This window comes from Mesorhizobium sp. M2A.F.Ca.ET.039.01.1.1 (genome assembly GCF_003998035.1).
Classification (GTDB): domain Bacteria; phylum Pseudomonadota; class Alphaproteobacteria; order Rhizobiales; family Rhizobiaceae; genus Mesorhizobium.
This window is the reverse complement of record NZ_RZRY01000207.1, coordinates 1-9,307: the sequence shown is the minus strand read 5'-3', so window position 1 is coordinate 9,307 and position 9,307 is coordinate 1. Positions and strand designations below refer to the sequence as shown.

Sequence of the window (9,307 nt, the reverse complement as noted above, 5' to 3'; positions counted from 1 at the left end):
GGTCACGCGCACCTGCGCGCCGACCGGCAGGTCGGGACCGGAGACGCGCCACAGCGTGTCGCCGAGCCGATCAAGAACGGCCGCGGCCGCATCCGGCTCGGCCAACGTTGCCGTGCGGCCGACCATCTGCGCGCCGCGGCGGTTGAGCAGCGGCTGGTCGACGCTGCCTTGCCGGCTGACGGCGATCTGCCGACCGACATAGGCGGAGATCACGGCCAGCACGAGGAAGGCCAGGACCTGGACCTGCCAGGTCCAGAACGCCGCGTCCCAGATCGCCAGCGACACCGCGCCGACGATCAGCGCCGCGATGCCGATCCACAGCATGAACACGCCTGGCGCCACGACTTCCATCACCAGGAGCACGATGCCGAGAACCATCCAGTTCCACGGGCCGAGTTCCGAAACGATGCGGTCGATCATTGACGGTCTCCCACAGAGTTAGATGATCAGCCGTCGGTCTGCCGCACGATCGGCGGGCGCGAACCCTGGCGCGGCGTGCCCGATGGGGTATCGCCCTTGAAGACTTCGCGGGCGATCTCGCCGATGCCGCCGAGCGAACCGATCAGCGACGAGGCCTCGAACGGCATCAGCACGATCTTGTTGTTGCTCGACGAACCGATCTTGGCCAAGGCCTCGGTGTATTTCTGCGCGACGAAGTAGTTGATCGCCTGCACATCGCCCTTGGCGATGGCTTCCGACACGACCTGCGTCGCCTTCGCTTCGGCCTCAGCCGAGCGCTCGCGCGCCTCGGCGTCGCGAAAAGCGGCTTCCCTGCGGCCCTCGGCTTCAAGGATCTGCGATTGCTTGAGGCCTTCGGCGGCCAGGATCTGGGCGCGCTTGTCGCGCTCGGCCATCATCTGGCGGCCCATCGATTCCACGAGATTGGCTGGCGGGTTGATGTCCTTGATCTCGACGCGGGTGATCTTGATGCCCCACGGATGCGCCGCCTCGTCCACGACGCGCAGGAGGCGCTCGTTGATCGCGTCGCGATTGGAAAGCAATTCGTCGAGGTCCATCGAGCCCATGACGGTACGGATGTTGGTCATGGTGAGGTTGAGGATGGCGTTCTGGAGACCTGCGACCTGATAGGCCGCCTGGGCGGCGTTCAGCACCTGGTAGAAGGCGACGCCGTCGACCCCGACGATGGCATTGTCGCGGGTGATGATCTCCTGCGTCGGGACGTCGAGCACCTGCTCCATCATGTTCATCTTGGCGCCGACGCGCTCGAAGATCGGGTTGATGATGTTGAGGCCGGGTGTCAGCGTCTTGGTGTAACGGCCGAAGCGCTCCACCGTGTAGTTGTAGCCTTGCGGCACCGTCCTGATGCCCTTGAAAAGCAGAATGATGACCAGGAAAACAAGAACAATGATGGCAATATCGAAACCGCTAAAGCCCATTTCGCTTCTCCCTCAAAGGCGGCGACCTCACGGAATCACTTAAGTGTGTTTCCGCAACGTTACAATCAGGTGATCGCCAGAGCCGGATGATTTCAGGCCGGATCGACCTGAAATCATCCGGCTCTGGGTCAATAGAAAGAGCATGATGTGATCCGAAAACCGCTCACACTTTTCGGCATCATGCTCGGATATCGGTTAGCGGCGGGTTTTGCGCACCGTTTCGAGTCTGTCGGTGAAGCCGGTCACACCCAGCCGGAAAGCTCGCGCCGGACCAGCGCCTCGATGACCGCCATGCCCTCGGCGCTATCATTGAGGCAGGGGATATGGGCGAAGTTCTTGCCGCCGGCGTGATGGAAGGTTTCGGCCGCCTCGCGGCCGATCTCGTCCAGGGTCTCGATGCAGTCGACGGAGAAGCCCGGATTGACGACGGCGATGGATTTCACGCCGTCCTTGGCCAGTTTCTCGACCGTGACATCGGTGTAGGGCTGCAGCCATTCCTGCGCGCCGAAACGCGATTGGAAGGTGGTGATGAGCTTCTTCTCGTCCCAGCCGAGCCTTTCCCGCAGCAGCCGCGTCGTCTTGAGACAGTGGCAATGGTAGGGGTCGCCCTTCTCGAAATACGGCTTCGGGATGCCGTGATAGGACGCGATAACGACCTCGGGCTTGAAGTCCAACGTCTCAAGATGCCGCTCGATCGAGTGAGCGAGAGCCTCGATGTAGACCGGTTCATCGTAATAGGGCGGCACGCTGCGGATCGCCGGCGCGTTTCTGATCTTCATCAGCGCGCGGAACAACTGGTCGTTGGCGGTCGCCGTCGTCGTTGCCGAATATTGCGGATATACCGGGAAGGACAGGATACGGTCGCAGCCCTGCTCGACCAGTTTTTGCGCGATGCTTGCGGTCGAAGGATTGCCGTAGCGCATCGCCCAGTCGACCACGACGTTCGACTGATCGGCGAGGGCACTGGCGAGCTTCTCTGCCTGGGAACGGGTGAAAGTGCGCAGCGGCGACTCGTTCTTCTCCCGGTTCCAGATTCGGGCATAGTTGGCGCCGGACTTTTTCGGCCGGGTCGTCAAAACCAGGCCGTAAAGGATCGGGTACCAGATCGCCTTGTTGAGCTCGATGACGCGCGGGTCGGAGAGGAATTCCCTGAGATACCGCCACATCGGCGCGAATTCGATTCCGTCGGGTGTGCCGAGATTGATCAGCATGACGCCGACCTTGCCCTGCTTCACCGCCGGGTGGCCGGCAGGCAGCGGACCAGCGGTCTTCGCGGTCTTGACATCGGTGGGGCTGGCAAGCGTCATCAACGGTCTCCGGTAGCGCCGCGGAAACTAGCGATGCCCTGCCGGTTTTCAATGCTGCGTCTGGCCGCACCTTACCGTGTTTGGCACCGGAAAAGGAACACCCGCCCGTTTCCGGGCGGGTGCCACGAATTCCGGGCTGCCGCTTACTTCGCCGCCGGCGGAATGGTCAGCGTCGCGCCAAGCGGCAGGCGACGCGGCTTGAAGTCCTTGTTGGCCTCGGAGATGAGCTTCCACTTGGTGGCGTCGCCATAGGCTTTCCTGGCCAGGTCCCAATAGGTATCGCCGGCGGCGATGGTATGGCTGGTGTCCGCCGGCTTGGTTTCAGCGGGCTTGGCCGGCTCGGCGGCGGGAGCAGGCGATGCCGGGACGGCCTCGGCAGGCTTTGCCGGTTCCGCCGCCGGCGCCGTCTCAGCCGGCTTCGCGGTCTCGGCGGGAGCCGCCGGAGCGGTTTCAGCCGGAACGGCCGGAGGTGTGCCGGCAATGTCGCTGGAGCCGGAAGGCATAGCCGGCATGGCAGGCTCGGCGTTCGCCGGAGCGGTTTCAGCAGGCGGTTCCGCGGGCTTGGCCGGCTCAGCCGCCGCCGTCGGCGCCGCGATCTCGGTGATGCGGCCGTCGAGCTTGGGCGTGTAGGGCCGATGCGCGCCGAGATAGTCGGCCACGACCTGCTCCAGGCCGGGGCCGTAGTCATAGGCGTCCTTGGCCCCCTCGGCGAAGACCTTGTAGCCGTCGCCGCCCTGGCGGACATAGTTGTTGGTGGCGACCAGATATTGCTTGTCGGGATTGATCGGCGCCCAGGCGCCGTTCTCCATCACTTCGACCGATTTGACGCGGCCGGCATTGGGCGCGACCGACTTGTCGAAGGAATATTTCAGCCCTGCGACCTGCGGGAAGCGGCCGGCGCCGTCCTCGACCTGGCTGAGGCCGCTTTCGAGGCCCGCGACCAGGTCCTTGCCCGAAATCTTGAAGGTCGCCAGCGTGTTCTGGAACGGCAGCACGGTCAGCACCTCGCCCATCGTCACCGTGCCCTGGTCGATCGAGGCGCGCAGGCCGCCGCCGTTCGAGATGACGATCTCGACGCCCTGACCCTTGGTGCGGTCGAGAATGGCGTCGGAGACGAGATTGCCCATCTCGCATTCGCGCGCGCGGCAATTCTCGCGGCTGCCATCGATCGCCTTGGTGGTCTCGGCCACTTCCTTGTTCTTCAGCGCCTCGATCGGCGCGCCGAGCTCCTTGATGCGGGCAAGGACAGTGGGATCGGGCGTGATCGACTTGTCGAGATAGATCGGGGCGCCGCTGGCTTCCTTGACCACGCCGTTGTCGTCGAACACGACCTTGAACTCGCCGAGATATTTCGAATAGGACGCCGCCTGCACCACCGGCACCTTGGAACCGTCCGGGTTATCGACCATGGTCGGGTAGGGGCCTTCGGCCTTCGGGTCGGTGTTGGACAGGAGCGTGTGGCTGTGGCCGCCGACCACCACGTCGATCCCCGGGATCTTGGCGATCACGTCGCGTTCTCGCCTGTAGCCGATGTGGGTGACCGCGATGATCTTGTTGATGCCTTGCGCCTTGAGCTTCTCGACGTCGGCCGTGATCGATTTGACGTCATCGGCGATGGCGATGTTCGGGCCGGGCGAGGCGAGTTCCGGCGTGTCGTTGGTGACGGCGCCGATGATGCCGATCTTCTGGCCGCCGACCTCGACGACGATCGAGGACTTGATCTTGCCCGACGCGCCGGACTTGTCGTTGGGCATGACATTCGCGCTGACGATCGGAAACTTAGCCTTGTCGAGGTAAGGCACCAGTGCTGTCTCGCCGTCGTCGAATTCGTGGTTGCCGAGCGTCACCGCGTCGGGCTTGATCTGGTTGAGGAACTCCTCCTCTACTGCACCCTTGTAAGTGGTGTAGAAGAGCGAGCCCTGGAAGCTGTCGCCGGCATTGAGCAGCAGCACGTTCTGCCCTTCGAGCTTCTTGCGCTCCCCAGCGATCGCGGTGATCAGCCGGCCGGCGCCGCCGATGCATTCGCCCTTGGTCTCCTCTTCGGCGGAACAGGTCGACTCGTATTTGTTGTTGCCTTCGATGCGGCTGTGCCAGTCGTTGAAATGCAGGATGTTCAGCGTGTAGTCGGCAAAGGACACGCCGGCCGACAGGCCAAGCGTCGAAGCGGAAAGGGCTAGGATGGCGGCAATCTTCTTCATCTTCGTCTCCCGGATAAGCTGACTTCGACAGTGCTTAACGCCTTCGCTTGACTGGAAAATAACAGTCAGCCTCGGGTCATGTTCACATCGGGTCCCGGCCGATGCAAGCACAAATCGGGGAGATGTTTGCCGGCACAAAAAAGGACGGCGGTTTGCGCCGCCGTCCTTTTTGGATGGATGTCTGCGAGCCTCAGGCCCGGCGCGTCAGCACGAAATTCTGGCCGCTGGCGCTGGTGCAGTTGAGCTGGCTGATCGAGACCATCAGGCAGTTGAAGCTGACCGGCGTCTGGCGGATCAGCGAGGTGCCGTGGATCTCGACCGAGGTCGGTCCGGTCAAGGTGTAGCTGCCTTCCGACAGCTTCTGGCCGGTGTCAGTGGCAACGGTGGTGAAGCTGCCAGCCGCGAAGGTCGACAGGCCGGTGCCCTTGGCGTCGATCCAGTTGCCCTCGACGCCCTTCGGCGCAGCTGCGCCCGGTGGTTCCGATGGGCCGGTGGTGGTGCAGGCGGCCGCAGCCAGCAGGCTTGCCGCGGCGCCTGCCGAAAGCAGTTTGCGCGCAATGGTCATTCTTGAAAATCCTCTCCTCAGTCCGCACCCTCTCAATCGCCCGATTTCCGGGCGATTGCAAGGCGCTGCCACTGGTCAGTCCCGGCTCTATCGGACCAGAATGTTGCGGAACTGCCACGGGTCGTCCTTGTCCAGGTCCTCCGGGAAGAGGCCCGGGCGGTTGTCCAGAGGAGTCCAGTCGGTATAGTAGCCCCTGACCGGCTCGAGATAAGGCGACTGCACTTCGAGGCAGCGCCGGTAGTCCATCTCGTCGGCTTCCACGATGCCGGCCGCCGGGTTCTCAAGCGCCCAGACCATGCCGGCGAGCACCGCCGAGGTGACCTGCAGGCCGGTGGCGTTCTGGTAAGGGGCGAGCTTGCGCGCCTCGGCCAGCGACAACTGCGAACCGTACCAGTAGGCGTTCTTGTCGTGGCCGTAGAGCAGCACGCCGAGCTCGTCGACGCCGTCGACCAGCTCGTTCTCGTCCAGCACGTGGTGGACCGGCTGCGGCTTGCCGGCGGCGCCGAACATCTCGTCCAGCGACAGCAAGGCGTCGTTGCAGGGATGATAGGCGTAATGGCAGGTCGGACGGTATTGGACCTTGCCCTTCTTCGAGCGCACGGTGAAGAAGTCGGCGATCGAGATCGACTCGTTATGGGTCACCAGCAGGCCGTATTGCGCGCCCGGCGTCGGGCACCAGCTGCGAACGCGCGTGTTGGCGCCGGGCTGCTCCAGATAGATCGCCGCCTTGGAGCCGTGCTTGTGCTTCTTGCCATTCTTCGGCATCCAGTTTTCATGCGTGCCCCAGCCGAGCTCGGCCGGCTGCAGGCCCTCCGAGATGAAGCCTTCGACCGACCAGGTGTTCCAGAACACGTTCATCGGCTTTGGCTTCTTGGTGCGCTGGGTGTCGCGCTCGGCGATGTGGATACCCTTGACGCCGGCCTTCTTCATCAGCCTGGCCCAGCCCTCGCGATCTTCCTGGGCGGGCTCCGAAAACTCGAGCCCGAGATCGGTGGCGAGGTTGACCAGCGCCTTCTTGACGAACCACGAGACCATGCCGGGATTGGCGCCGCAGGTGGAGACCGCCGTCGGGCCGCCGGGCTTGTCCTGCTTTTCCTTGATCATCGCCTCGCGCAGCGCGTAGTTGGTGCGGCTGGCATTGTCGGCCTCGGCGTCGAAATAGAAGCCCAGCCACGGCTCGACGACGGTGTCGATGTAAAGCACGCCGAGCTTGCGGCACAATTTCATCAGGTCGACCGAACCGGTGTCGACCGACAGGTTGACGCAAAAGCCCTGGCCGCCGCCATTGGTCAGAAGCGGCGTCAGCAGCTTCTTGTAATTCTTCTCGGTCACAGCGTCCTGCATGAAGGCGATGCCGCGCTCGTCAAGCAGCTTGCGGTCGGTGTCGAGAGGGTCGATGACCGTCATGCGCGACTTGTCGAACTTGAAATGGCGTTCGATCAGCGGCAGCGTTCCCCGCCCGATCGAGCCGAAGCCGATCATCACGACGGGACCGGTGATTTCACCGTAAACGGGCCAGTTTTCATTCGCCATTTTTTCGCACACTCCTTCAAACACGCGCAAAACCGGGCGCCTTTGGCCCGACGGCCAAGCGCTACACCACAGATCATTGTCATAAACCAGCGAAAAGCGCCAACCGCCGGCTAGGCCGTTCTGGGCGTGTGGTTAAGCCGATCCGGCCATGCGGCCGAGGAGTGCAACCAGCCGGTCGCGGTCGGCAGTCAGGCCCTTGTAGTCGAGCTGTTGCTGGTCGAGGGCCAGGAGCTGCTCCGCGAAGGAGGCCGCCAATGTCGCCCGGTCCGGATGGTCAGCGAGCAGCTTGAGCGGATCGAGGTGGATGCGGATGGTGAAGAGGATGTCGCGCGACACTGGAAGCTTGCGCAGCGTCTGGCGTTCGACGCGGATGAAGGCGTGGGCGTTGACGTCGCCGTCCGGAAAGCGGCTCGGGCGGTTCGTGGCGCGGTCGATGCGCTCGACATTGGAAAGCGGATGGTAGAGCCTGTCATCGGCCTGGATCGACCAGTTGAAGCGCTCGACCGCCTGGCCCTGCAGGCCGTCGAACATGCGGTTGATGAGCTCAGCCGGCCGAGTGCCTGGTCCGAAGCCGGGCACCGGTTCGTGGATCTCCTGCAGCGGCTTGCCGAATTTTTCCCGCAGCGACCACGATGAAGGGAAGCATAGCGAGCCGGCAGCCAACCGCCAGCCGCGTTCGTCGCGGCGCATCAGGATCAGGTCTTCCTGGACAAGCAGCGAGGCCCTTGCCAGCGGTGCCTCGCGCAAGGCAGGAGGCAGCCGGTCGGTCATACCCTCGAACCCGACCGGCTCGACGTCGGCTCCGTTGCGGTGGTGGGTTACGGGATGCGCGGCTTCGAGATGGGCGACGAGCAGGTCGAGCACTTCGCGCTGAGCGTCACGGGTGCAGTCTTCCTCGACAAAGACCCTTTCCGGAATTTCCGCGTAGAGCCGCTGCTTTTCGGCGAGATGGGGCAGCAGGAACTCGTCGACCTCGATCCAGCGGTCGAAGTCGAGCGGCTTCAGCCCGATGCTGAAGAGCTTCGAGGACCCGTCATAGGGTGTATGGGTCGGGTGGCGGATGCCTGTTTGGGTGTTATCCAGTTTGTGTCTCCAGCGTGGTCAGCCAAGCCGCGCCGGGATCAGTCCGCGCAGCGAGTTGCCGACGAAGATCGCCTTCGCCGCCTTCAGGTCGTCGAAGCTGTAGATCGCTTCCACGGCGCGGCCTTCGTCCAGAAGCTCGCCGCGCAATATTCCAGGCAAAAGGCCGCAGTCGAGGCGGGGCGTGGCGAGCGGACCGTTGCCCAAATCGGCGAAGAGATTGGTGATCGTGCCCTCACAGATCTCGCCGCGCTCGTTGGCTAAAAGCACTTCGTCGGCGCGCGTGGCGAGATATTCCGCGCGGGCATGCGTGTAGACCTGACGCAGGCTGGTCTTGTGGCGCAGCATCGTGTTGGTGGAATCGAGACGGATCCGCGCCAACTGCAGCCGCCAGACCTTGTCCACGGGCAGCGGTTCATAGGCTTGAGCGGCAGCCGTCGCTTCGCCATTGCGCCGCAAGGCAAGGCGCACGCGCAAGGCAATCCCGTGTCCGTTGACGGTGTTCGACAGCACTTCGCCGATCCGTTCGGGATCGCAGGCGAAGCCGAGCTCGGCGGCGGACGCATAAAGCCTGGCGAGATGGCGCTCGAAGCGCAGGAAGCCTGAACCCGGCTCCCAGCGCATGGTCTCGATCAGCTCGAAGCCGGCACCGTTCCCGTCGCGAAGCGCGCTTTCAACAGACACTCCCGATACTCCTCCTCGGCTGTGGAATCGAAGACGACGCCGCCGCCGACATTGTAGACGGCCTCGCCGTCGGCAAAGAGCGAGATGGTGCGGATCGCCACCGAAAAACGCATCCTGCCGGCCGGCGCGATCCAGCCGATGGCGCCGCAATAGACGTCGCGCGGCGCGTCTTCCAGCTCGTGCAGGATTTCCATGGCGCGGATTTTCGGCGCGCCGGTGATCGAGCCGCAAGGAAACAGCGCGGCGAAGACCTGGCGGATGCCGATATCGGGCAGCAGCTTCGCCCGCACACGGCTCACCATCTGGTGCACCGTCGGATAGGTCTCGATGCGGAACAGTTCCGGCACCTCCAGTGTGCCGACCTCGCTGATCAGCGAGATGTCGTTGCGCAGCAAATCGACGATCATCCGGTTCTCGGCCTGGTTCTTCTCGTCGTTGCGCAGGAAGGCTTTCAGCCGGGCATCCTCGGCCTTGGTCGCGCCGCGCGGCGCGGTGCCCTTCATCGGATGCGTCTCGATCATGCCGTCGGCGTCGATCCGGAAG

General features: G+C 63.8%; 9 protein-coding genes. All 9 read right to left on the bottom strand.

The window, feature by feature from the left end; translation table 11 throughout:
* Positions 1 to 420 (bottom strand): NfeD family protein (locus tag EOA24_RS17205; protein WP_133374534.1); only part of this gene is annotated, 420 nt, incomplete at its 3' end.
* Between the two features lie 26 nt (positions 421 to 446).
* Complete coding sequence (locus EOA24_RS17200; RefSeq protein ID WP_126081468.1) at positions 447 to 1,397, bottom strand: SPFH domain-containing protein; 951 nt, start codon at positions 1,395 to 1,397, stop codon at positions 447 to 449.
* A 242-nt stretch (positions 1,398 to 1,639) separates the two neighbouring features.
* The gene (gene hemH / locus EOA24_RS17195) at positions 1,640 to 2,704 is read right to left on the bottom strand and encodes a ferrochelatase (protein ID WP_126081469.1); all 1,065 of its coding nucleotides are present in this window, start codon (positions 2,702 to 2,704) and stop codon (positions 1,640 to 1,642) included.
* A 143-nt stretch (positions 2,705 to 2,847) separates the two neighbouring features.
* Positions 2,848 to 4,902, bottom strand: coding sequence for a bifunctional UDP-sugar hydrolase/5'-nucleotidase (locus tag EOA24_RS17190; protein ID WP_126081470.1), 2,055 nt, complete (start codon positions 4,900 to 4,902; stop codon positions 2,848 to 2,850).
* Between the two features lie 190 nt (positions 4,903 to 5,092).
* Positions 5,093 to 5,467 (bottom strand): hypothetical protein, encoded by a 375-nt coding sequence (locus tag EOA24_RS17185; protein WP_126081471.1) that lies wholly within the window; start codon positions 5,465 to 5,467, stop codon positions 5,093 to 5,095.
* An 87-nt stretch (positions 5,468 to 5,554) separates the two neighbouring features.
* The gene (locus EOA24_RS17180) at positions 5,555 to 7,000 is read right to left on the bottom strand and encodes a homospermidine synthase (RefSeq protein ID WP_126081472.1); all 1,446 of its coding nucleotides are present in this window, start codon (positions 6,998 to 7,000) and stop codon (positions 5,555 to 5,557) included.
* Between the two features lie 132 nt (positions 7,001 to 7,132).
* Positions 7,133 to 8,062 carry a DUF3445 domain-containing protein gene (locus EOA24_RS17175; protein ID WP_126081473.1) on the bottom strand — a complete coding sequence of 310 codons (930 nt, stop codon included), beginning with the start codon at positions 8,060 to 8,062 and terminating at the stop codon, positions 7,133 to 7,135.
* A gap of 39 nt (positions 8,063 to 8,101) precedes the next feature.
* Complete coding sequence (locus EOA24_RS17170) at positions 8,102 to 8,764, bottom strand: aminotransferase class IV family protein (RefSeq protein ID WP_126081474.1); 663 nt, start codon at positions 8,762 to 8,764, stop codon at positions 8,102 to 8,104.
* The coding region (locus EOA24_RS17165) for a chorismate-binding protein (RefSeq protein WP_189353978.1) at positions 8,713 to 9,307 on the bottom strand (595 nt) is incomplete at its 5' end. The genes EOA24_RS17165 and EOA24_RS17170, both read right to left, overlap by 52 nt.

What these genes read in the sequence shown, in the direction of transcription:
- EOA24_RS17200 (WP_126081468.1), bottom strand. Translation starts at nt 1,397, where the DNA reads ATGGGCTTTAGCGGTTTCGATATTGCCATCATTGTTCTTGTTTTCCTG.
- hemH (WP_126081469.1), bottom strand. Translation starts at nt 2,704, where the DNA reads ATGACGCTTGCCAGCCCCACCGATGTCAAGACCGCGAAGACCGCTGGT.
- EOA24_RS17185 (WP_126081471.1), bottom strand. Translation starts at nt 5,467, where the DNA reads ATGACCATTGCGCGCAAACTGCTTTCGGCAGGCGCCGCGGCAAGCCTG.
- EOA24_RS17180 (WP_126081472.1), bottom strand. Translation starts at nt 7,000, where the DNA reads ATGGCGAATGAAAACTGGCCCGTTTACGGTGAAATCACCGGTCCCGTC.
- EOA24_RS17190 (WP_126081470.1), bottom strand. Translation starts at nt 4,902, where the DNA reads ATGAAGAAGATTGCCGCCATCCTAGCCCTTTCCGCTTCGACGCTTGGC.